This is a genomic window from Stenotrophomonas maltophilia group sp. msm4, from assembly GCF_032025605.1.
In the GTDB taxonomy this organism is placed as follows: Bacteria; Pseudomonadota; Gammaproteobacteria; order Xanthomonadales; family Xanthomonadaceae; genus Stenotrophomonas; species Stenotrophomonas sepilia.
Genome location: NZ_JAVSKK010000001.1, coordinates 1,322,789 through 1,344,742 on the forward strand (window position 1 = coordinate 1,322,789; position 21,954 = coordinate 1,344,742).

Consider the following 21,954-nt stretch of genomic DNA (forward strand, 5'->3'; position numbering starts at 1 on the left):
TCAGCGCGCCAGGCGCCAGTACAGGAAACCGGCCAGCAACGCCGGCGCGGCAAACACCAGCAACAGGATCGGCAACTCCTCGCGTACCGCGTAACCGGCCTTGCTGACCCCCACCCACATGTTGGCCACGGCCACCAGCAGCCAGGTAGCGATGAAGGCGATCAGCGCCGTGGGCAGCTGCGAGGTGCCCACGCTCCAGAGACGGCCAAACAGCAGGAACACGCCCAGCAGGAGCACGCCGCCGAGCATCGCCATGAGCACATGCATGGTCCACCTCCTTGAGCCTGGGAACAGGCTAGCCCCGGCCGATTGTGCGCAACAGCCCGTGGAGATGGATTCACACTCCAGAGCAAGCGAACAATCCCGGCATCGGCTGCGGCGAACCTTATGGCAGCCATGAGTTATTCGCGAAACGGGCCGTCCAGGGTACGTGCTAGCTTCATCCGACCCTATCCAGACCCCTCTCCGCCATGCGCCGTTGCCTGACGACCCTTGCCCTGACTGCCACACTTGCCTTTGATGTCACTGCCGCCGACACACCGCTGCCACAGCTGCAGGCCTACACCGTAGACCCATCCTGGCTGCAGCCGATGGCGCCGCTGCAGATCGCCGACCACACCTGGCAGATCGGCACTGAGGACCTGACCGCACTACTGGTGCAGACCGCCGACGGCGCGGTGCTGCTCGACGGCGGCATGCCGCAGATGGCCAGCCACCTCATCAGCAACATGAAGGTGCGCGACGTGGCGCCGCAGGACCTGCGCTTGATCCTGCTCAGCCATGCGCATGCCGACCATGCGGGCCCGGTGGCAGAACTGAAGCGCCGTACCGGTGCGATGGTGGTAGCCAACGCCGAATCAGCGGTGCTGCTGGCGCGCGGCGGCAGCAACGACCTGCACTTTGGCGACAGCATCACCTTTCCGCCGGCCAGCACCGACCGCATCATCATGGATGGCGAAGTGGTCACGGTGGGTGGCATCGCGTTCACCGCCCACTTCATGCCCGGGCACACCCCGGGCAGCACCGCCTGGACCTGGACCGATACGCGCGATGGCAAGCCGGTGCGCATCGCCTATGCCGACAGCCTGAGCGCGCCGGGCTACCAGCTGCAGGGCAATGTCCGCTATCCCCGCCTGGTCGAGGACTACCGACGCAGCTTCGCTACGGTGCGCGGCCTGCCCTGCGACCTGTTGCTGACCCCGCATCCGGGCGCCAGCAACTGGAACTATGCTGCTGGCAGCAAGGCCAGCGAGAAGGTACTGAGCTGCAAAGCCTACGCGGATGCGGCAGAGAAGAAGTTCGACGCGCAGCTGGCCAAGGAAACGGCCACGGCACGCTGATCCTGTAGAGCCGAGCCCATGCTCGGCTTGCCGGCCGACAACAGCCGAGCGTAGGCTCGGCTATCCACAGGACGCGTCGAAGAGTGCCGGTCAGGACAACCGGCACCCGCCGTCCATCAGCCACCCTGCCCGTGCTGGGCAAACGGCTCGGTGCTGCCGTCGTTGCGCACCAGCTCGACGGTGTACGGCTGCACGTAGCCATCCGGCATTTCCATGCCCGGCGAACCGGCCGGCATGCCGGGCAGTACCAGCCCGCGCGCGGCCGGGCGTTCGGCCAGCAGGCGCTTGATGTCCTCGGCCGGGATGTGGCCCTCGACCACATACCCGCCGATCTCGGCGGTATGGCAGGAGGCCTTGCCGACCGGCACGCCCAGGCGGACCTTGATCGGATTCATGTCATCGGTGTCGCGCACCTCGACCTGGAAGCCGGCGGCCTTCAGGTGGTCGACCCAGATGCCACAGCAGCTACAGCTGGCGGTCTTGTGCACGATGGCCACCGGCAAGACCGGATCGACCTTGGCCGGGCCGGCCTGGATCGGTGCCACCGGTGCTGCGCTGGCGATCGGTGCGGCGGCAGATTCTTCGGCGGCACGTGCACAGGCAGTCGTGGTCAGCACGGTGCCCAGCAGCAGGCCGAGGGAGAGAGTACGGTTCATTGAGTAATTCCTTTGCAGAGGCGGACAACGCGGCCCGCCGCCCGCGCATCGAAGGCGCAGGCAGAGGCGAGAAAAAGTCGAACAGTCATGGCAGGCGCTTGAGCGCCTGCAGGACATCACACGATGGGGGGACGCAACGGGTCCGGCATCGGCTGCGATGCGCGTTGCTGGGAGCGCGCGGCTACAGGTGCCTCGCGCCACGGCGAGGCGGGCGTTCCGCTCAACGTGGCCAGCATGCCAAGGCAGGCCGGCGGGCATTCGCACTCACCGCTCTGGCAGGCCGCCCGGGCCGCATCATCGCAGCAGCCGGCTGCCGCCAGCGCAGCCGCGTGTGGTGCAGCGCAGTGATCCTGGTTGCCCGACCCGCCGTACGAAGACGAGGCAAGCGCCAGCGCCGGTGCATTCAGCACCAGGGCAACGAGCAGCATCCATCGCAGCAGCAGGTCAGGCAGGTTCACCCGCCGATGATAGCCGATGCGCGTCACGCAATCGCCGCCGCCATCGCCCGCATCCGCACCGGGATCGACTTCGCTGCGGGTGTGCCGCTGATCCGGTCGTAGTAGTCCAGCGGCAGCAACGGATTCAGTTCCGGGTAGTAACCGGCCAGCGCGCCGCGCGGCATCGGGTAGTCCAGTACGGTCAGGCCCTCGATGCGCCGCCGCACGCCATCGCGGCTGATCGTCTCCAGGCTGACCAGCGCCTCCTTCTCCAGACCGCGCGCCAGCCGGTCCTCGATGTTCATGAACAGCACCATGCGATCGTTGTACACGCCGCGATAGCGATCGTTGTAGCTGTAGATGGTGGTGTTGTACTGATCATGCGAGCGCACGGTGGCCAACCGCAACATGTCCGGATCGTGCACCGGATCGTCCACGTCCAGACCGGGCATCACCAGGATGTTGGCCTTGCCATTGGGCGTGGGCCACACGCGGCGGCGCGGCGGAATGTCCAGATGGAAACCGTGCGGCTGCTGGATGCGCTCGTTGAAGCCGGTGTAGATCTCCGGGTACACGGCAGCGATCAGCGCGCGGATGGAGGCATAGTCGTGCATGCAGCGCATCCAGTCGACCTTGCTGTGCGGCAGTGTGGCCATCGCCATGCGGCAGACGATCTCGACCTCGGGCAACACATCGGCACTGACCGGCTCGAGCACGCCGCGTGAGGCGGTCACGTTCGACATCGCGTCTTCGATGGTGACGAACTGCTCGCCGGCCGGCATGACGATGCGCTCCGAGCGCGCCACCACCGGCAGGATCAGCGCATCGCGGCCATGAACCAGATGACCTCGATTGAGCTTGGTGGCGATGCCCACGGTCAGGTCCAGCCCACGCATCGCCTCGTACGCACGCGGCGTATCGGGCACCGCACGAATGAAGTTGCCCCCCAGGCCGATGAAAACCCTGGCGCTGCCCGCCAGCATCGCCTCGATCGACTCGACCACGTGGTGACCATGCTCACGCGGCGGATCGAAGCCGAACACCTGCTGCACGCGGTCCAGGTAGGCCGGCTTGGGCTTCTCGTCGATGCCGACGGTGCGGTCGCCCTGCACATTGGAATGTCCGCGGATCGGACCGATGCCGGCACCGGGCTTGCCGAAGTTGCCGCGCAACATCAGCAGGTTGGCCACCTGCTGCAGCAGGCGCGAGCCATACTGGTGCTGGGTCAGCCCCATGCCGTAGCAGATCACGGTGGCGTTGGAGCGGATGTAGATCTCTGCGCATCGGCGGATCTGCGCCTCCGAGATGCCGGACACCTGCACGATCTGGTCCCAGTCCTGCGCCATCACGTCTTCGCGCAGCGCCTCCAGGCCCACCGTGTGTTCCGACAGGAAATCATGGTCGAGCACGCGCTCGCCCTGTGCCTCACGCTCGAACATCACCTTCATCATGCCCTTGATCAGGGCCAGGTCGCCGCCGATGCGGATGTGCACGAACTCGCTGGTGATCGCGGTCGAGCCGAACGTGGCCATCTGCACCACGTCCTGCGGCTCGGCAAAGCGGATCAGCGCGCGCTCGGGCATGGGATTGACCGCCACGATCGGGATGCCGCGTTTGCGTGCTTCGACCAGGTTGCTCATCATCCGCGGCGAATTGGTGCCGGTGTTCTGGCCAATCACGAAGATGGCCTCGGCGTGCTCGAAATCCTGCAGCACGATTGTGCCCTTGCCCACCCCGATGGCCGGCGGCAGCCCGCGGCTGGTCGGCTCGTGGCACATGTTCGAGCAGTCCGGGAAATTATTGGTGCCGAACTCGCGCACGAAGATCGAATACAGGAACGCCGCTTCGTTGGGCGTGCGCCCGGAGGTGTAGAACTCGGCCTGGTGAGGACTGTCCAGCGCCTGCAGGTGGCGACCGATCAGTGCGAAGGCATCTTCCCAGCTGCACGGCACATAGTGGTCGGTGGCTGCGTCGTAGCGCATCGGCTCGGTCAGCCGGCCCTGCATCTCCAGCCAGTAGTCGGTCTGCGCCATCAGTTCGGTCACGGTATGCCGGGCGAACAACTCGCGGCCGGACCGGAACTCCGTAGCTTCCCAGGCCAGTGCCTTCGCGCCGTTCTCGCAGAACTCCAGCTTCCTGCGTTCGTCGGCATCGGGGAACGCACAGCTGGGGCACTTGAAGCCACCGGGCTGGTTCATCGCCAGCAATGCCTTCGACCCCTTGCCGATCACACTCTGCTGCAGCAGCACCTTGGCCGTGGCGCCGGCGGCACCCCAGCCTCCGGCGGGCTGGTTGTAGGGCTTGTAACGCGGCGGTTTCTGCTCGGACATGTTCGGGAACCTGGCGGAAGGAACGCAGCAACGAACGGCACAACGCGGTCCGGCGGTGCATTCAGTGGCACGGCCAGCCGCACAGTCAAGCACGGCCCACGGCGCTTCGCCAGAGGGCACAGGCTGATTTCAGCACAACCTGCCATGGCAACGGTTACAGCCGCGTCTGCGCGCGACCACTGCGCTATCCTCGAAACCGCAGGCGGTGGCCCGCCCGCGTTTCTCCCTTGTCCGGACGCGCTGCATGCCTGATTCGATCCCGCCGCACACCCCGCCTGCCGGCACCGCCCAACGCCCGTTGCAGCGCTGGCGCGGCGGCACGCAACAGCAGCGGGTCGACGTGGTGGCCGAGGAAGTGCCGGTGGCGCTGCGCTACAACGATGCCGCCTTTGCCGTGATGATGGCCACACCCTGTGATCTGGAGGACTTCGCACTCGGATTTTCGCTCAGCGAAGGCCTGATCAGCGCGCCCTCGCAGCTGCTGTCGATCGATATCCACCCACAGCTGGAAGGCATCGAGCTGCAGATGACCGTGGACGAGGCTGCGCCCGGCGCAAACCTCGACCCCGACAAGGGGCGCCTGCTGCCCGGCCGTGGTGGCTGTGGCCTGTGCGGCACGCGCCAGCTGGAAGAAGTGCTGCGCCCACTGCCGCAGATCCGCGAGCGCCGCAGCTATTCCGCCACCGCCCTGCAGCGGGCGTTGGCCACCTTGGCGCAGCACCAGCCGATGAATGCGGCAAGCGGCTCGATCCACGCCGCGGCCTGGGCCGACGCCAGTGGGCGCATCGGCTGGGTACGCGAGGACGTCGGCCGCCACAATGCACTGGACAAGCTGATCGGTGCGCTGCACCACAACGAACACGCCATCGAAGGCGGCCTGCTGGTGATTTCGAGCCGGGCCAGCTACGAAATGGTCAGCAAGGCGGTGCGCGCCGGCGCCAGCGTGCTGGCGGCAGTGTCGGCGCCGACCGCGCTGGCGATCGACCTGGCCCGCAGTGCCGGCCTGTGCCTGGTCGGGTTCGCGCGGGAGAGCGGGTTCAATGTGTATACCCATCCGGACCGGTTGCAGGCGGACGACCGGTAATCTCCGCTGCGTAGGGTCGACTATCACTCGTGGCGCGAGGTTTCCGGGCACCTGAAGGACGAGCAGTCGATTAACTGTCGCCTCTACCGCAACGGCTTCCGGGCCCCTCGCCCAGCCAAGGCGAAATCGTCGTAGTCCGATAGCCGACAATCGGCGCGCCACGCACCATCGAGGACACTCATCATGGTCCTTTCTGGAGTTCCCCATGTCGGCTGCCCGGCAACCACGTTCACTGCTGTCGGTTTCCCTTGATGTTTCCGTGCACCGTACGTTGGCAGGTGCGCCGGCTTCCGGAAGCCGCGGAACCAAGGTAACGGATGCCCTGCCTCCCCCCACGATCCGTGCAGAAGGTCCGGCGCTCTGGCAGGCAAGGCGTGAAGAGGCCCACCTGTGGATCCTGCCCGTCCCCACCGCGCTACCCGGATCGATGCGATGCGTGACGGGCGAAGCAGGACGCATTGCCGCGGTTGCGCACACCATTCTGGGCCGGCCGAAGGTGGACATCACCGGCAGATGGGAGGGCTCGGGACTGAGCGCGTTGTTCACACTGGCCCGCGCGGTGTCTGAAGCCGAAACCATCCACCACAATCCCGACAACCTGACCCTGAAGGATGTTCTGCCGGCGGACGTCCATGCAGAATGGCAAGCGGCATTGAATGAGTGCGGAATCGATCCAATCGAGCTGGAACGCCTGCGTCCCCACTTCGCGGCCAGAGCGCTGCGCAAGGCCGTCATGGCCAGGCATCGGCTGGAGTCGCCGAAGGCATTCTGCAAGGAGCTGCGCAGGATAGGACGCGCGGGTGGAGCGCGCTACTTCGTGCCGCGCACTGAACTGGCTATCGACATCGCGGCAGCTGACGACTGCGGTAAACCGCATCCTGCACTGGATGACACGACACGGTTTGCGGTGCAGGTCGAACGACTCCGTCGCCTTCACGATACCGCCCGTGTTCAGTCCAAGGCCTGGGCGCAGGGCAATGCCCTTGGCATGTGTGGGCATGACGTGCCTATGGATATGCACGTGACAGCGACTGGCAGCAACGAGCTGGACACGCTTCGACGCGAGGCCTGGCTCAGCGCAGTGGAAACCGTAACTGCGGGAAGATCAACCACGCTTGCGATGCTCGATATTGCAGATGCGTTCGACGGGAATGGCTACATCAGAGCGCTGCGCGAACGCGGTTTCAGCTTCCAGCCGGCGTAGCCACTGAGCTGCGGGCCTGAGTCCGGGCAGCACTCTGCTGCCCGGAGCAATTGCACTCAGCGCAGCGCGACCTTCGGGAAGTCCACCGGCACGTCGAACGCCACGTTGACGTAGTTGGTGAACAGGTTGAGCGCCACATGCGCGAGGATCTCCACGATCTGCTCATCATCGAAGCCAGCCGCGCGCAGCGCCTGCACGTCGCCGTCGGCGATCTGCGCACGCTGCTCGACCACCTTCAACGCGAAGTCGAGCGCCGCCGCAGTGGCCGGGTCGCTGGACTGGCCGATCTGCGCGGCCGCCATCTGCTCGCTGCTGGCACCAGCCTTGCGGCCCAGCGCGGTGTGCGCGGCCAGGCAGTACTCGCAGGCGTTGCGGTTGGCGATGGCCACGGCGATCTGCTCGCCCAGCAGCGGCGACAGGCGACCGCCGCCCAGCGCGCCGAACGAACCCCACATGCTCTGCAGGGCGGCCGGCGAGTTGGCCACGGCGCGGAACATGGCCGGGGTGGCGCCGAAAGCGGCGTGGACCTGGCCCAGCAGGGCCTGGCGGTCGGCGGTGGTGTTGGCGGCATCGATCAGGGGGACACGGGACATGGTGGATCTCCTTGGGAAAGCGCCCGGGATTGGACGACCCGCTCATCCTAGGTAGACTCGCCGGACGCATCAGTCGTAATTCGCCATACATGTTGTCCATACGTCCATGAGCATGCCCGCCGCCGCCCCTGCGCCAGATCGACTCTCCTGCCTGCTGGAACGCTTCCGGGTGCAGGCGGCGCTGTTCTACAGTGGCCCGCTGTGCGGGCGGCATGTCTTCGAGCCGCAGCCCGGTCGTGCGTTCCTGCACATCCTGCGCCAGGGTGAAATGGAAGTCCGCCATCCCGACGGCGATATCGCGCTGCCCCGGCTGAAGATCGACACACCCAGCCTGCTGCTGTACCCGCAGCCGCTGCACCATGTGTTCTTCAACGCGCCGCTGGATGGCCCGGATTTCACCTGCGCCACGCTGGATTTCGATGGCGGTGCGCGCAATCCGATCGTGCAGTCGCTGCCACCGGTGATGGTAGTACCGCTGGCGGCCATCGGCGAACTGGATGACACCCTGCAGCTGCTGTTTGCCGAGGCCGATCGCCAGCGCTGCGGTTCACGGCTGCTGACCAATCGCCTGTTCGAGGTGGCGCTGATCCAGATCCTGCGCTGGGTGGTCGACCACCCGGATGCAGCGGGCGTCAGTCACGGACTGATGCGCGGGCTGTCCGACGCGAGGCTGGCACGCACGCTGGTGGCGATGCACCAGGCACCGCAGGACGAATGGACGCTGCCCCGGATGGCCGCGACCGCCGGCATGTCGCGCAGCGCATTCGCGGCAGTGTTCAAGGAGGTGATGCAGGCGACGCCGGCCGCTTATCTGCTGGACTGGCGGCTGAGCCTGGCCTGCGCGCAGCTGCGGGCCGGCTTGGCGGTCAAGCAGGTAGCGGTCGAGGTGGGGTTTGCCGATACCGCGTCGTTGTCGAAGGCGTTCCGCAAGCGGCTGGGGGCATCGCCCAGGGCGTGGCTGGCCGCGAGCGCCACGCAGGCTCGGTAAATGGGTGAGGGGTGGAGTCGGCCGCTGGTCGACTATCGCGCGACGCGCGGGATTTTCGTTGTCTGACCGAAGGGCAGCCGACCAGCGGTCGGCTCTACCACGGGCGATCGAAGCGGCATTTCCGTGGCCTGACCGAAGGGCTGCCGACCCGCGGTCGGCTCTACCACGGGCGATGTCGGCGCGCCGGCTGGCCGCTCAACTGGACGTGCCGTCAGACTTTGCCAGCAGCCCGGCGATGCGCTCGGCCACCTGGGCACGTACGCCTTCATCCAGCTGCCCTTCGTACATCGCCTCGTAGATCCACAGGCCGTCGGCCGCCAGGCGCGCCACGAAATTGTCGAGCGTCGTCGGATCCACATTCCCGGCCTCCGGCGCGGACGGTGCCCAGCGCTGAACCGCCGGGCCCCACGGACGCTCACCCGCCTCCGGGTCGGCCGATTCGAGCATGAACATCAGTTCGGCACGGGTGGCGCTCTGGGCCGACACGCGCACGAAGGTCTGGTAACGCTCCAGCGCCGAGGCTTCGTCCGCACGCTTGCCCAGCAGCGTTTCCATGGACGCCTCCCAGGCCTGCGCCAGGTACTCGTCGATCCCGCGCAGCAGCGCCTCGCGCGAGGGAAAGTGGTACAGCAGGCCGCCGCGGGTCAGCCTGGCCTCGGCCGCCACCGACTCGAAGGTCACCGCACGCACGCCGTCACGATTGATCACGTTGACGGCGGCGTCGAGGATGCGGTCGCGCTTGCTGGTTCTCATGGCGTCATTTTACGCGATCGGCCGCGCCCTCACGGCTGCCGGCCCGGCCACGCAGCAGGTGCGCCAGGATCGTCGCGCCCAGCGCCAGTACCGCCGTGATCACCAGCAGCACGCTCTGGTAGCCACGGTCATATGCCGCCGCAGCCAGTGCGAACCAATCACCCTGCCCGCTCTCGCGCGCGGCATGCAGCGCCTGGGTGAAACCCTCGCGGGCAAGCGCGGGCATATCGGCCGAGACCGGCAGGAACACGCTGTACATCGCCGCGCTCAGGCTGCCCAGCATCGCCACCGCCAGCAGGCCACCTAACTCGTAGGACACTTCTTCCACGGAAGACGCCATGCCCGCGCGGTGCGTCGGCACGTTGTTGAGGATGGCGGTGGACGCCACCGAGATGGCCGAACCCATGCCGAAGCCGGTGATCGCCATGCCGGCGATCACCCAACCGAGGCCGTGCGGGAAGCCGAACGCCACCAGGCCGACGCCCAGCGCGCCCGTAGCCAGGCCACCGCAGATCAATGGGCGCAGGCCCACCCGGTGCAGGATGCTGCCGCCCAGCAGCGCACTGGGCAGGCTGCCCAGCGCCGCCACCGACACCAGCAGGCCCGCCTGCAGCGGCGTGAAACCTGCCACCAGCTGGAAGCGCTGCGTGGTGACCAGCTGCAGGCCGGCCATCGCGAACAGGGTGAACACCGCCGAAAGCGTGCCGGCCAGGAACGCCGGATTACGGAAGATAGCGAAGTCCAGCAGCGGGTACGGCAGCTGCTGCTGGCGGCGTGCGAACGCTGCGCCGCTGGTGACAGCCAACAGCAGCGCGCCCGCGCCCAGCGCATACGACGGCGGCGTAGCGATCAGCGACTTGATCGCCAGCACCAGGCCGGACAGTGCCGTCAATGCCAGCAGCGACGAAACCAGATCCCACGGCCGCGAGGTGTCGCGCTGTCCTTCCGGCGCCAGCAGCAGCGTGGCCACGAAGGCGACCACCGCCACCGGCACGTTGATCAGGAACACCGAGCCCCACCAGAAATGCTGCAGCAGCCAGCCGCCAATGATCGGGCCGAGCGCCGCACCGACGATGGCCACCGAACCCCAAATGGCGATGGCGATGTTGCGTTCGCGCTCTTCGTGGAAGCTCAGGCCGATCAGCGCCAGCGTGGCCGGCATCATCGCGGCCGCGCCGACCGCCAGCAACGCACGTGCGGCAATCAGCTGTGCTGCGGAGTCGGCGAACGCCGCTGCCAGCGAGGCGACGCCGAACACCACCAGGCCGATCAGGAACATGCGGCGGTGGCCGATGCGGTCGCCCAGCGTGCCCGCCCCCAGCAGCAGGCCGGCCATTACCAGTGGATAGGCATTGATGATCCACAGCGCCTGGCCGGCGCTGGCCGAGAGTTCCCCAGTCAGTGTGGGCAGTGCGGTGTAGAGCACCGAGTTATCCAGCGTGACCAGCAGCAGGCCGGCGGCGACGGTGAACAACAGTGCCCACCGACGGGCACGCGACAGGGCCGGAGCGCCGGCCAAGGGCTGGGACAGAGCCATGGGAGAACCTGATGGGATGAAGTACCACCGTAACTATACAGGATGTCCGGTATAGTTACGGAAACTGTACCACCGGTTCAGATTGGGGTCCGGCCAATGTTCATGTTGCCGCGCCGCGCCTGCCGAGTGTGGCCGGTGTCAGGGATCATCACCGGCAGTGTTCCGGCAGCGCGGCGATGGCTGATACCACGGCCGCCTGCATGCCCTGCCCTACGGCCATGTCCAGCTCCCCACCTGTATTCCCATGCTGGCGCCGCAGTTCGTCCTCGCACAGCCCGCGCACCCGCGCCCGGGCATTGGCGCGCAGGCTGCTGCACCGCCAATCGGTGCCACCCAGCGGCAACACCGAATACACCACGCTGTTGCAGGCATTGCCGGCCCGCTGCTGCAACGACACCCCACCAAAATCCCGTGGTTCGCTGCTGCGCTGCGGGTCGAAATAGCTGTCCGGGAACGTGCGCGCGTACTGCTCGATGTCCACCGCCAGGCTGCGCCCACCGGCCAGCGGCATCTGCAGCGGCTGGCCGCACGGCGTCGCATCAGCGCGATGCTGGATGTACTGGTAGATCGGCCGGTCCAGCGTTGGATCCTGCTGGGTCACCGCACTGACCGCCGCCAGCAGCGGCAACGACGCACGATTGGCCATGCGCGCCAGCAGCCCGGCCTGCGTCGGCTGGCAGCGGTCGCGCACTGTTGCCGCGAGCAGGAACAGCACGTCATTGCGAAACGCGTGGTCATCGCCCAAGCGCTGTTCGATGCGCTGGCGGGCATCGGACGCCGGTGCCGGGAACGCGACTTCCGGCGGCGCAGCGGGTGCAGCCCGCCGCTGCCACCACACCAGCAGCACAACTGCGCCCAGTAGCACCCCGGCAGCCAGGACCCAGCGCCGCCGCATCAGTTGTGGATCGCCGTCAGCGTGGCCGCGGCGGCATCGTAGGACGCGCTGGCAATGTCCGCATCGAAGCGCTTCACCCGCAGGCGGCCGGCCAACCGGTACGGATCCCACAGATCGCCCAGCGCGATCGGCGTCGCCAGGGTCACGTGGATGATCTGGTTCGGCGGCGGTGGCGGCACGTGGATGCAGGCCCCGTAGAACGGCACGAACAGCAGTTCATCCACCAGACCGGCATCGTTGGTGCCGAGCGGTACCACGTAGCCATCCAGGTCCACCGCGCGGCCATCGGCAGCATCGACCACGCGCGAGGAGCCGAACTGCTTGGCGCGATCGGGGCTGGAATGGTCGATCTCCTGCCCCGGCGGCGTGCCCGAGCCGGTGTCGTCGATCAGCCCGCCCACGCCGTCCATCCCATTGCGTGACAGGCCGATCTGCGGGGGCGGGCGCTGATAGGTGACTTCGTCGGGCCGCAACGCGTCCCAACGGTCGATCGGGGCTTCGGCCGTGGCGGAGGGCGCCGGCTTGTCCTGCGGCACGACCGCCACGGCATCGCCGCCCGGCGACGTACAGCCCGCCAGCCACAGGCATCCCAGCATGAGCAAAAGGGGGCTACGGTTCATACGGCCTCAGCTCCGCATCGCGCATGGTGTACGCCGAGCCGGCCAGATCGTCATCCAGCCGTTCGGCACGCAGGGTGCCGGCCAGGAAGAACGGCGAGTACATGTCCGGCATCTCGATCGGGCGCGGCAGCACCACGTGCACGATCTGGTTCGGCGGCGGCGGCGGCACGTGGATGCAGGCGCCGTAGTACGGCACGAACAGGAATTCGGTCAGCCGCCCGTCCTGCGCATTGGCCAGCGGTACCACGTAGCCTGGCAGGCGCACCGGTCGCTGCAGGACCGTGTCCACCGTGCGGAAGGTGCCGAACTGCGGCATGCGCCGGTTGCCGTTGTGCTCGACCTCCGGGCCCTCGCCCCGCTCCAGCGCGGCCAGCTCATCCTTCGGCATCATCTGCAACCAGTCCAGCTCCTGCTCCGCAGCGCCTGCAGGGTCCTCGCGGTCGACCACCGGCGCGGGTGGCAAGGCCTGTAAGCCCGTATCCACCGGCCGCTCGCAGGCTGCCAGCGCCAGCACCATCGGCAATGACAGCATCCAGCGCATGCTCAGCCTCCCGGTGAAAGGCCATCGGCCAAGGTGCGCCGGTAGGCCAGCAATGCCGGCACCAGCCCAGCCACCGCACTGATCGCCAGCACCCCCGCCACCCACGCCAGCTCGCGGCCATCCGGCCAGACATGGGTGATCGACAGGCCGAAGGTGGCCAGTACCCAGCCGCGCCCGGCAATGCTGGCGACCACCAGCAGCGACAGGGCCAGCACGCACGCCACCGCACTGGTCGCCACCGCTTCCACCACCAGCAGGCCGGCGATGTAACCCGGCCGTGCCCCGGTGGCACGCAGGATGGCCATCTCACGCCGCCGCTCCTGCAGGGTCGAGACCAGCAGCGCCACCAGCGAAACCATGCCCAGCAGCACCACCATCGCACTGATCAGCTGCAACGCCCGCTCGGCGGTACCCAGCGACTGCCATAGCTGCTGCAGCGTCACGCCGGGCAGGATCGCCAGCATCGCCTCGTCCGGGTACTCGTTGATCCTGCGCTGCACCGAGAACGTCGCGATGCGCGAGTTCAGGCCGAGCATGAAGGCGGTGATGCTGGTCGGGGTCAGGTCCAGATGACGCGCCTGCTCGGCGCTGACGCTCTGGCTGCGCAGCTGCACGCCCGAGCGCCAGTCGACATGGATCGCCTCGATGGCCGCCAGCGAGACCAGCAGCGACGAGTCGACCTGCGTGCCGGTGCGCTGCAGGATGCCGGTGACACGGAATGGCTTGTCGGCGTGCCTGGCCAGGGTGACTGCGCCGGTGCCGTGCGCCAGCACGATCTCATCACCGAGGACGACCTTCTGTGCCTGTGCCACCTCGGCACCGATCACCACGTCATACAGGTCATCGAACGGCCGTCCGCTCGCAAATGCAAGCACGTGCCCGGCGCCGTAGCGGTAGTGCTCGAAATAGGCATCGCTGGTACCGACCACGCGGTAGCCGCGCCAGGAATCGCCCAGCGAAAGCGGCACCGCCCACTTCACCTGCGGCATTGCGGACAGCGCCTGGTAGGACTGCCAGGACACGTTGTTGGTCGGGTCGCCGATATGGAACACCGAGTACAGCAGCAGGTTCACCGGCCCCGAACGCGCACCGACGATCAGGTCGGTACCGGACACGGTGCTGGCGAAGCCTTCGTGTGCTTGCGTGCGCACGCGCTCGACGCCCAGCAACAGCACCACGCTGAGGGTGATGACCAGCACGGTCAGGCCCACGCTCACGGCACGGCTGCGCAGGCTGGCCCAGGCAAGCTCAAGCATGGCCGGCACCTGCCTGGTTGATCTGAGACAGGGCAATCGTGCGGTCGAACAACCGCTCCAGGCTGTCGTCATGGCTGACCACCAGCACCGTGGTGCCGGCCGCCTGGCACTGCGCAGACATCAGCTGCAGGAACGCGGTGGCCGCGTCGCGATCGAGCGCCGAGGTTGGCTCATCTGCCAGCAGCAACGCCGGGCGGCCGATCAGGGCGCGTGCCGCCGCCACGCGCTGCTGCTGGCCAACGCTGAGTGTGCCTGCGCGCCGCTGCATCAGCGCCGGGTCCAGCTGCAGGGCCTGCAGCAGGCGGGTGATCTCGGCATCCACCGGGCCGCTGATGCGCGCGCTGCGCACGCGCGAGAAGCGCAGGCCCAGTGCGATGTTGTCGCGCACGCTCAGAAACGGCAGCAGGTTGAACTGCTGGAAGATCACGCCCAGGTGGTCGGCACGGAAGCGGTCGCGTGCGGCGCCACGCATCGCCTGCAGTGCGTGGCCGGCGACCTCCACGCTGCCCTTGCCGGGCAGCAACACGCCCGCCAGCAGGCCCAGCAGCGTGCTCTTCCCGCCACCGCTGATCCCGCGCAGCAGCACGCTGCTGCCCTGCTCGATCCACAGCCGCGGCACATCCAGCACCAGGCGCCGGCCATAGCCGAACTGCACGCCATCCAACGCGATCACCGGTCGCAGGCTCACGGTGCCAGCACCACGCGCAGGTTGTCCGCAGTCAACACGCTGCGGTTCTGGCCGCGAGCCGTGGCGCTGTTGACGATCACTTCGTGCAGGCCCGGGAACAGTACGGGCAGGCGCACGACCATGGCCCGCAGCTCGGCCGGCCTGGCGCAGTGGTACTGCAGCGTTGCGCTGAACCCCGCGTGCCGGTGCTGGCCTGGCGGCGGCGCGGCAGCCGACGCATCGAAGCCCTCGGCCTTGGCATCGTTGCCGGAAAGGCGGCAGCCCGCCGCGGTAGGCAGGGTGACCCAGCTGCCCCCCTTCAACAGCGCAGTCGCTCGCGCCAGCGCGGCCTGCTCTACCGCATTGGCCGGCGGCCGCTCGAAATCAAGGATGCCGATGCCGGGGGCCTGCAGGGCGAACTCCAGTGTTTGCTGGTCAAGCGCAACATCGACGGTGGCCTGGCCGTGCACATGCGCACCCAACTGGCGGACGTCATGGGCCTGCGCGGTGCTGGCCGTCAGCAGCAGGAAAAGAGCAGCAGAACGCTTCATGGGGATCCCCCGGTTGTTACTATGTAACATTATGGACCACACCCCCACGACGCCCGCAAGGGCCCTGGCCCAGCCGCCACGTTCGGCACGCTGGCACCCCCGCTTCGATCTTGCCGGTGCCTGGCTGTCCCTGGCCTGCGCCGCCCATTGCATCGCCCTCCCCTTACTGCTGGCCTTCGTGCCGGCAGCGATGATGGCGCTGCGCTCGTTCCAGCATCCCGGCCATGGCGCCATGACATGGCTGCTGATGATGTCGCGCTGGGAGTGGCTGTTCGCGCTGCTGGCCTCCTCGCTGGCCTTGGCGAGTACCTTGGCCGGGGTGTATCGGCATCGGTACTGGTGCCCCCTGCGGTTGGCGTGCGTCGGCGCCATCCTGCTGTTGTCGGCCTCGCTGTACCTGCCGTTGAAGGAATCGCTGCTCTGGCACGGCGTGGCGACAGCCAGCGGTGGCGTGCTGCTGGCATGCGCGCATATCGGAAACCGGCGCGCGCTGCACACCCCCCGGTAGTGCCGGCCGCGGGCCGGCAGCGGCGGCGATCCGGCAGAAGGCGAAAGCCGGCCAGCGGCCGGCTCTACCGATCTCTATTCATCGAACGGGCGCTGGCCGAGCGTCTGTGTGACATGGTCGACGAAGCAGGTGATGCGCGCGGCCAGCGCGGTGTTGCGGTAGTACACCGCGTTGATCGGCTGCCGCACCTCCTGCGTCTGCCTGGCCAACAGCTGCACCAGTCGGCCCTCGCGCCGGTCCTGGCCGGTCAGGAAGTCGGACAGGCAGGCGATGCCCAGCCCGGCCACCGCCATCTGCCGCAGTGTCTCGCCACTGGATGAAGCGATGGCCGGCGCGATCACGAAAGGCCCGCCATCGGCATCCTGCAGCGGCCATTCGTTCAAGGAGCTGGGCTGGGTGAAACCCAGCAGGTCGTGCTCGCGCAGTTGCTCCACGCGCGTAGGCGTGCCGTGCCGTCGCAGGTACTCGGGGCTGGCCAGCACGCGGATGCGACTGTGGCCGATCGGCCGCGCATGCAGGGTCGAATCGCGCAAGACGCCGATGCGGAACGCCACATCGGTGCGCTTTTCGATCAGGTCGGTGATGCCCTCGTTGGAATTCAACTCCAGCTCCACCTGCGGGTAGCGCTCGCGGAAGCCCTCCAGCAGCGGCACGATCACGTGCAGCATGAACGGCGTGGCGGCGTCCACGCGCAGGCGCCCGACCGGCTGCAGCCGCCGCGCCGCCATCTGTTCCTCTGCCTCGTCCACCGTGGCCAGGATCGTGCGCGCGTACTCCAGGAACGCCGCGCCCTCTTCGGTCAGTTCCAGCCGCCGCGTGGTCCGCCGCAGCAGCGTGGTCTGCAGCTTGTCCTCCAACCGCGCCAGGGTGCGGCTGGTGGCCGAGATGGTCAGCTCCAGCGCCTCGGCCGCCGCCGTGATGGAGCCACCATCGACCACCGCCACGAAGGCCTTCAGCTCATCCAGGGTGGTTTTCATTATTTACCTCGCCGCAAAAGCATTTCCCGTATACACGGCTTAATCAACAAATGTAAAGCGCCCACACTTCGCCCCGTCCCGAGCCCACCGGCTCTCAACGAAGTCCCTGGAGTCCATCATGAGCGTTCCTTCCTTTGGCGTCGGCACCTTTCGCCTGACCGGCCAGACCGTCATCGACTCGGTGCGCAACGCCCTCGACGTCGGCTACCGTGCGGTCGATACCGCGCAGATCTACGGCAACGAAGCCGAGGTCGGCCAGGCCATCGCCGAATCCGGCGTGCCACGCGACCAGCTGTTCCTGACCACCAAGATCTGGGTCGACAACTACGCTGCCGACAAACTGATCCCGAGCCTGCGCGACAGCCTGGCCAAGCTGCGCACCGAGTACGTCGACCTGCTGCTGATCCACTGGCCGGCGCCGGGCAATGGCGTTGAGCTGCGCGAATACATGACCGCACTGGCTGAAGCCAAGACGCTGGGCCTGACCCGCCAGATCGGTGTGTCCAACTTCAACATCGAACTGACCCGGCAGGCCATCGAGGTGGTCGGCGCCGGCGAGATCGCCACCAACCAGATCGAACTGAGCCCCTACCTGCAGAACCCGGCACTGACTGCTTTCCTGCAGGACCAGGGCATCACCGTCACCTCCTACATGACCCTGGCCTACGGCAAGGTGCTGAAGGACCCGGTGCTGGCCGCCATCGCCGGCAAGCACCAGGCCACCGTAGCCCAGGTCGCGCTGGCGTGGGCGCTGCAGCGGGGCTACGCGGTCATCCCGTCCTCGACCAAGCGCGAGAACCTGGCCAGCAACCTGCTCGCCCAGGACCTGCGCCTGGATGCCGACGACATCGCCGCGATCGCCGCGCTTGACCGCAACGGCCGCGAAGTCGATCCGCCGGGCCTGGCCCCGGCCTGGGACTGAGGAGCCTGGCCATGGGCAGTGCGTTGGCGCGGCTGCAGGCCGGGGGTTTCAGCATCGGCATCGAAGCACCGCTGGACAATGACTGGACGCCGCTGGGCGAACAGGCGCGACGCGCCGCGCGACGCCTGCCCGGCCAACCGGACCTGAAGCGCCATGCGGAGCTGGCACGGCTGGCCGACCGCCTCGGCTTCCGTGCGCTGTGGGTACGCGACGTGCCGGTGTACGACCCGGCCTTCGGCGATGCGGCGCAGGTGTTCGAGGTGTTCAGTTACCTCGGCTACCTGGCCGGCATCACCGAGCACATCCTGCTGGGCACCGGTGCGGTGGTGCTGCCGATCCGCGAGCCATTGCTGACCCTGAAGTCGGCGCGCAGCGTGCAGCGGCTCAGCGGCGACCGCCTGCTGCTGGGCGTGGCCAGTGGCGACCGCCCGGTGGAGTACCCGCTGTTCGGCCGCGACTTCGACAGCCGTGGCAGCCGCTTCCGCGAGCAGATCGCACTGTTGCGCGAAGGCGCCGCCGCGTACCTGCCGCAGGGCTTGGACGTGCTGCCCGCGGATGGCCCGGCCCTGCCGTTGTTCGTGGCCGGCCTGGCCCAACAGCAACCAGCATGGATCGGCCAGCACATGGACGGCTGCCTGGCCTACCCGGGCACGCCGCAGGACCATGCGCAACGCGTGGCGGCGTGGCGCGCCGTGGCCGGCAACAAACCGTATGCCAGCTTCATCCATCTGGACCTGGTGCCCGATGCCGATGCCCCTCTGCAGCGCTGGCGCTTCGGCCTGCGCGGCGGCCGCAACGCCCTGCTGGCCGAGCTGCATGCCATGCAGGCCGCCGGTGTCGACCACATCGGCCTGCAATTCCGCCGCAATGAACGGCCGTTGGCCGAAACCTTCCACGAAATCGCCGAGTACGTGCTGCCGCGCTTCCCGGCCCATGCCGGCGCCGCCGCGACGGCCTGACAGTTACCGGAGCTTTGCCATGAAGATGAAGACCCTGGCCGCGCTTGCGCTGGCCACCCTGCCGCTGTCCTTCCAGGCCACCGCCGAGGACTGGTATCCCTCCGCCTACGGCGCCGACGACGAGATCGGCGCGGCCAACCTGCTGACCGCGGACGTGGTCAAGCACGCGGTATCGCTGGTCAGGACCGGCAAGACCTATCCGCTGGCGGTGCCGGTGGACAAGAACCTGCCCGCGTTCCGCCACCGCAGCTTCCGCCTGTACAACGTGCAGGTCGGCCAGCAGGCCGGCACGTCGCTGGGCCCCAACAGGTTCACCTTCAACGATGAACTGGTGAACGCCTGGACCGGCGTTGGCACCCAGCTCAACGGCATCGGCCATATCGGCATCGACAACGTCTACTACAACGGCAACAGGGCCGCCGACTTCGTCACCGTGGACGGCGTGCGCAAGCTCGGCGTCGAGAAGGTGCCGCCAATGGTCACCCGCGGCGTGGTGCTGGACATGATCGCGTACTACGGCAAGGCGATCGTGCCCGGCGGCACCGAGTTCACCGTGGCCGACATCCAGGCCGTGCTGAAGAAGCAGGGCCTGAGCCTGCGCAAGGGCGACGTGGTGCTGTTCAACACCGGCTGGCTGGAACTGATCGGCAAGGACGACAAACAGTTCCTGGAAGTGGAACCGGGCATCGGCATGGAGGCGGCGAAGTGGCTGGCCGACCAGGGCATCGTCGCCTTCGGTGGCGACACCTGGGCCTCGGAGGTCTACCCGAACCCGGACGGTGCCGAGGAGTTTCCGATCAACCAGGACATGCTGGCCAAGCGCGGCATCTACAACCTGGAGCTGATCGACAGCCGTGCCCTGGTGCGCGACAAGGCCTGGGAATTCCTGTTCGTGCTCGGCCAGCCGCTGTACGTCGGCTCGACCCAGGTGAACATCAACCCGGTGGCGATCCGATGAACACCGCCGCTGACCTTCCCGTGTTCGCCGGCCGCCGCTTCCGCGTCCGCTATGACGGCCTGGCCGCCGACAATGTCTACAGCGCCGATGGCCGCCACGTGCAGTACGCCATCGTCTCCGGCGCCTATGCCGGTGCGCAGGGCGAAGCCGCCTGCGAGTGGCAGCGGATCAGCGACGGGGTCTATGCCATTTCGTGGCAGGAAGCCGATGGCGCTACGGTCGTGCATGTCGACGATTTCGTGGGCGGGCGTTCGCTGGCCTGGTTCACCGCCACCGATGGCAGCTTCCATCGCATGCAGGGGCCGCTGGCAGCGCTGTGATGCGGACCAGTGGCCGGCACTACCCAAGCAATCCCCCACCCTGTTTGACCGGGCCCGGTAGTGCCGGCCGCTGGCCGGCATCCTCGAACGAGTCGAACACTCCGGCCACCCAGTCGATGAACACCCGCAACCGCGGCGACGGCGTGCGATTGCGCGGGTAGACCAGGCTCAACGGACTCGGCGTCGGCGGCGCCTCCGGCAGCAGCTCCACCAGCTGCCGGCGCGCGATGTACGGGTCCATCCGGTAGCGAGGTGCCTGGATGATGCCCAGGCCTGCCAGCGCGGCACCGAGGAACGCATCCGCGCCGGACACACGCACCCGCGCCGGCAACGGCAGGTAGCGCACCCGCCCGCCCTGCTGGAACTCCAGCGGAATCAGCTGGCCGCTGGCGCTGGAGCGGTAGCCGACCATCTGGTGGCCGTCCTGCAGGGCATCGATGCTGGCCGGCACGCCCCTGGCCTGCACGTAGCCAGGCGAGGCAACCGTCACCTCGCGCAGCATCGTCAACCGGCGCGCCGCCAGATCGCTGTCGGCCAGCGTCCCCACCCGCAACGCCGCATCCACGCCTTCGCGCAACAGGTCGACATAGCGGTCGCCTTCGCTGACGTCCAGTTCGATCTCCGGGTAGCGCTGCAGGAATTCCGCCAGATGCGGAAACAGCAGGTGCCGGCCCAGCGTGCCGTGCACTTCAATGCGCAACGGGCCGCATGGCGGCGCGTCACGGAACACGGCCTCGGCATCATCCATGTCGGCGATCAGGCGCAGGCAACGGCCATAGAAGGCCTCGCCTTCGAGCGTTGGCACCACCTGCCGCGTGCTCCGGTTCAGCAGGCGCACGCCCAGCCGCTGTTCGAGCGCCTTGATCGCGTCGGTCACCGTGGCCCGCGGCAGGCCGAGGTCCTCGGAGGCCCGGCTGAAGCTGCGGCGCTCGACGATACGGACGAAGGCTCGCATGGCCGTGAAGCGGTCCATTGTTCGGCTATCCGGATGATGTTGGCGGATTATGCAGGATTATCCGAGCGGGCAATGGCGCGAAGATGGCCCTGCGCCACTCCGGCGTGCCCACTGGAAACCACCATGACCCCCTCCCCCGTCCGCTCTGTCGCCCTGGTTACCGGCGGCTCCCGTGGCATCGGCGCCGCCATCTCCCGCCGGCTCGCCGCCGACGGCCACGCGGTCGCGATCAACTATGCGGGCCGCCGCGACGACGCCGAAGCCTTGGCGGCCGAACTCAGCGCAGCCGGCGCGCAGGCCATCGCATTGCAGGCCGATGTCGCCGATCCGCAGGCCATGCGTCAGCTGTTCGATGCCATCGAAGCCCGTTTCGGCGGTATCGACGTGGTGGTCAACAGCGCCGGTGTGCTGCAGCTGGCGCCGCTGGCCGACACCGACGACGCATTGTTCGAGCGGGTCATCGGCATCAACCTCAAGGGCGCCTTCAATGTGCTGCGCGAAAGCGCGCGCCGGGTGCGCGACAGTGGCCGCATCATCACCCTGTCCACCAGCGTGGTCGGCACCCGGCTGGAGAACTACAGCGCGTACGCCGCCAGCAAGGCGGCAGTGGAAACCATGAGCGCGATCCTCAGCAAGGAGCTGCGCGGGCGCAACATCACCGTGAATGCGGTGGCGCCGGGCCCGACCGCTACCGACCTGTTCCTGGACGGCAAGTCACCGGAACTGATCGAGCGGCTGGCGAAGATGAGCCCTCTGGAGCGGCTGGGTACGCCAGAGGACATCGCCGGTGCGGTGGCCTTCCTGGCCGGTGCCGATGGCGGATGGATCAACGGCCAGGTGCTGCGCGCCAACGGCGGAATGGTGTAGATCGCACAGATGGCATCCACGCATGGCGCGACGCCC

At 67.8% G+C, this 21,954-nt stretch carries 25 protein-coding genes; 10 read left to right on the forward strand and 15 right to left on the reverse strand.

Features of this window, described 5'->3' with window-relative positions; translation table 11 throughout:
- Positions 1–267 (reverse strand): hypothetical protein, encoded by a 267-nt coding sequence (locus ROV93_RS06320; RefSeq protein WP_072168792.1) that lies wholly within the window; start codon positions 265–267, stop codon positions 1–3.
- Between the two features lie 203 nt (positions 268–470).
- On the opposite strand from ROV93_RS06320, the gene blaL1 reads away from it, so the two are divergent.
- Positions 471–1,340 carry a L1 family subclass B3 metallo-beta-lactamase gene (gene blaL1 / locus ROV93_RS06325; protein ID WP_072168793.1) on the forward strand — a complete coding sequence of 290 codons (870 nt, stop codon included), beginning with the start codon at positions 471–473 and terminating at the stop codon, positions 1,338–1,340.
- 116 nt (positions 1,341–1,456) lie between these two features.
- Here the strand turns inward: blaL1 and ROV93_RS06330 are convergent, their stop codons facing one another.
- From ROV93_RS06330 to ROV93_RS06340, 3 genes are all read right to left on the reverse strand, one after another.
- On the reverse strand, positions 1,457–1,996 hold the full coding sequence (locus ROV93_RS06330) for a DUF411 domain-containing protein (RefSeq protein WP_080376956.1): 540 nt from the start codon (positions 1,994–1,996) through the stop codon (positions 1,457–1,459).
- Positions 1,997–2,112: 116 nt separating this feature from the next.
- Complete coding sequence (locus tag ROV93_RS06335) at positions 2,113–2,454, reverse strand: hypothetical protein (RefSeq protein ID WP_072168849.1); 342 nt, start codon at positions 2,452–2,454, stop codon at positions 2,113–2,115.
- A gap of 23 nt (positions 2,455–2,477) precedes the next feature.
- Entirely contained in the window at positions 2,478–4,763 is a 2,286-nt protein-coding gene (locus tag ROV93_RS06340; RefSeq protein ID WP_312538850.1) for an FdhF/YdeP family oxidoreductase, read from the reverse strand.
- 244 nt (positions 4,764–5,007) lie between these two features.
- Between ROV93_RS06340 and fdhD the strand changes: the two genes are divergently transcribed.
- Together fdhD and ROV93_RS06350 are read left to right on the forward strand one after the other, a co-directional pair.
- Complete coding sequence (gene fdhD / locus ROV93_RS06345; protein WP_072168795.1) at positions 5,008–5,847, forward strand: formate dehydrogenase accessory sulfurtransferase FdhD; 840 nt, start codon at positions 5,008–5,010, stop codon at positions 5,845–5,847.
- Positions 5,848–6,052: 205 nt separating this feature from the next.
- A complete protein-coding gene (locus ROV93_RS06350) occupies positions 6,053–7,051 on the forward strand; it encodes a TraB/GumN family protein (protein ID WP_111007771.1) in 999 nt (332 codons plus the stop codon).
- Between the two features lie 56 nt (positions 7,052–7,107).
- Here ROV93_RS06350 and ROV93_RS06355 read toward each other — a convergent pair whose 3' ends face one another.
- Positions 7,108–7,644, reverse strand: a complete 537-nt coding sequence (locus tag ROV93_RS06355) for a peroxidase-related enzyme (RefSeq protein ID WP_072168797.1) — start codon at positions 7,642–7,644, stop codon at positions 7,108–7,110.
- Between the two features lie 106 nt (positions 7,645–7,750).
- Between ROV93_RS06355 and ROV93_RS06360 the strand changes: the two genes are divergently transcribed.
- The gene (locus tag ROV93_RS06360; RefSeq protein ID WP_072168798.1) at positions 7,751–8,632 is read left to right on the forward strand and encodes an AraC family transcriptional regulator; all 882 of its coding nucleotides are present in this window, start codon (positions 7,751–7,753) and stop codon (positions 8,630–8,632) included.
- 195 nt (positions 8,633–8,827) lie between these two features.
- Here ROV93_RS06360 and ROV93_RS06365 read toward each other — a convergent pair whose 3' ends face one another.
- The 8 genes from ROV93_RS06365 to ROV93_RS06400 form a co-directional block, all read right to left on the reverse strand.
- Entirely contained in the window at positions 8,828–9,385 is a 558-nt protein-coding gene (locus tag ROV93_RS06365) for a TetR/AcrR family transcriptional regulator (RefSeq protein ID WP_072168799.1), read from the reverse strand.
- A gap of 4 nt (positions 9,386–9,389) precedes the next feature.
- Positions 9,390–10,922: an MFS transporter gene (locus ROV93_RS06370; RefSeq protein ID WP_088497545.1), complete on the reverse strand. Its 1,533-nt coding sequence runs from the start codon at positions 10,920–10,922 to the stop codon at positions 9,390–9,392.
- Between the two features lie 148 nt (positions 10,923–11,070).
- The gene (locus ROV93_RS06375; protein WP_312538860.1) at positions 11,071–11,817 is read right to left on the reverse strand and encodes a hypothetical protein; all 747 of its coding nucleotides are present in this window, start codon (positions 11,815–11,817) and stop codon (positions 11,071–11,073) included.
- Positions 11,817–12,437 carry a DUF3299 domain-containing protein gene (locus tag ROV93_RS06380; RefSeq protein ID WP_072168801.1) on the reverse strand — a complete coding sequence of 207 codons (621 nt, stop codon included), beginning with the start codon at positions 12,435–12,437 and terminating at the stop codon, positions 11,817–11,819. Before ROV93_RS06380 ends, ROV93_RS06375 begins: the two co-directional genes overlap by 1 nt.
- Entirely contained in the window at positions 12,427–12,978 is a 552-nt protein-coding gene (locus ROV93_RS06385; RefSeq protein WP_072168802.1) for a DUF3299 domain-containing protein, read from the reverse strand. Before ROV93_RS06385 ends, ROV93_RS06380 begins: the two co-directional genes overlap by 11 nt.
- Positions 12,979–12,980: 2 nt before the next feature.
- Entirely contained in the window at positions 12,981–14,234 is a 1,254-nt protein-coding gene (locus ROV93_RS06390; protein WP_072168803.1) for an ABC transporter permease, read from the reverse strand.
- The gene (locus ROV93_RS06395; RefSeq protein WP_061479410.1) at positions 14,227–14,922 is read right to left on the reverse strand and encodes an ATP-binding cassette domain-containing protein; all 696 of its coding nucleotides are present in this window, start codon (positions 14,920–14,922) and stop codon (positions 14,227–14,229) included. The genes ROV93_RS06390 and ROV93_RS06395 overlap by 8 nt, the downstream gene beginning before the upstream one ends.
- Positions 14,919–15,452 carry a DUF2796 domain-containing protein gene (locus ROV93_RS06400; protein ID WP_072168804.1) on the reverse strand — a complete coding sequence of 178 codons (534 nt, stop codon included), beginning with the start codon at positions 15,450–15,452 and terminating at the stop codon, positions 14,919–14,921. The genes ROV93_RS06395 and ROV93_RS06400 overlap by 4 nt, the downstream gene beginning before the upstream one ends.
- Positions 15,453–15,483: 31 nt before the next feature.
- On the opposite strand from ROV93_RS06400, the gene ROV93_RS06405 reads away from it, so the two are divergent.
- Entirely contained in the window at positions 15,484–15,960 is a 477-nt protein-coding gene (locus tag ROV93_RS06405) for a MerC domain-containing protein (RefSeq protein WP_072168805.1), read from the forward strand.
- A 74-nt stretch (positions 15,961–16,034) separates the two neighbouring features.
- Here ROV93_RS06405 and ROV93_RS06410 read toward each other — a convergent pair whose 3' ends face one another.
- A complete protein-coding gene (locus ROV93_RS06410) occupies positions 16,035–16,937 on the reverse strand; it encodes a LysR family transcriptional regulator (RefSeq protein ID WP_072168806.1) in 903 nt (300 codons plus the stop codon).
- Between the two features lie 118 nt (positions 16,938–17,055).
- On the opposite strand from ROV93_RS06410, the gene dkgB reads away from it, so the two are divergent.
- Genes dkgB through ROV93_RS06430 form a run of 4 tightly spaced genes read left to right on the forward strand, consistent with a single transcriptional unit; the run spans position 17,056 to position 20,096 of the window.
- Complete coding sequence (gene dkgB / locus ROV93_RS06415; protein WP_072168807.1) at positions 17,056–17,859, forward strand: 2,5-didehydrogluconate reductase DkgB; 804 nt, start codon at positions 17,056–17,058, stop codon at positions 17,857–17,859.
- Positions 17,860–17,870: 11 nt separating this feature from the next.
- Complete coding sequence (locus ROV93_RS06420; RefSeq protein ID WP_072168808.1) at positions 17,871–18,818, forward strand: TIGR03571 family LLM class oxidoreductase; 948 nt, start codon at positions 17,871–17,873, stop codon at positions 18,816–18,818.
- Positions 18,819–18,837: 19 nt separating this feature from the next.
- Positions 18,838–19,776 carry a cyclase family protein gene (locus ROV93_RS06425; protein ID WP_080376957.1) on the forward strand — a complete coding sequence of 313 codons (939 nt, stop codon included), beginning with the start codon at positions 18,838–18,840 and terminating at the stop codon, positions 19,774–19,776.
- Positions 19,773–20,096 (forward strand): adenylate cyclase, encoded by a 324-nt coding sequence (locus ROV93_RS06430; RefSeq protein WP_072168809.1) that lies wholly within the window; start codon positions 19,773–19,775, stop codon positions 20,094–20,096. Before ROV93_RS06425 ends, ROV93_RS06430 begins: the two co-directional genes overlap by 4 nt.
- 19 nt (positions 20,097–20,115) lie before the next feature.
- Here the strand turns inward: ROV93_RS06430 and ROV93_RS06435 are convergent, their stop codons facing one another.
- Complete coding sequence (locus ROV93_RS06435; RefSeq protein ID WP_312538869.1) at positions 20,116–21,069, reverse strand: LysR family transcriptional regulator; 954 nt, start codon at positions 21,067–21,069, stop codon at positions 20,116–20,118.
- Between the two features lie 105 nt (positions 21,070–21,174).
- Between ROV93_RS06435 and ROV93_RS06440 the strand changes: the two genes are divergently transcribed.
- Complete coding sequence (locus ROV93_RS06440) at positions 21,175–21,918, forward strand: SDR family oxidoreductase (RefSeq protein ID WP_072168811.1); 744 nt, start codon at positions 21,175–21,177, stop codon at positions 21,916–21,918.
- Positions 21,919–21,954: the final 36 nt, after the last annotated feature.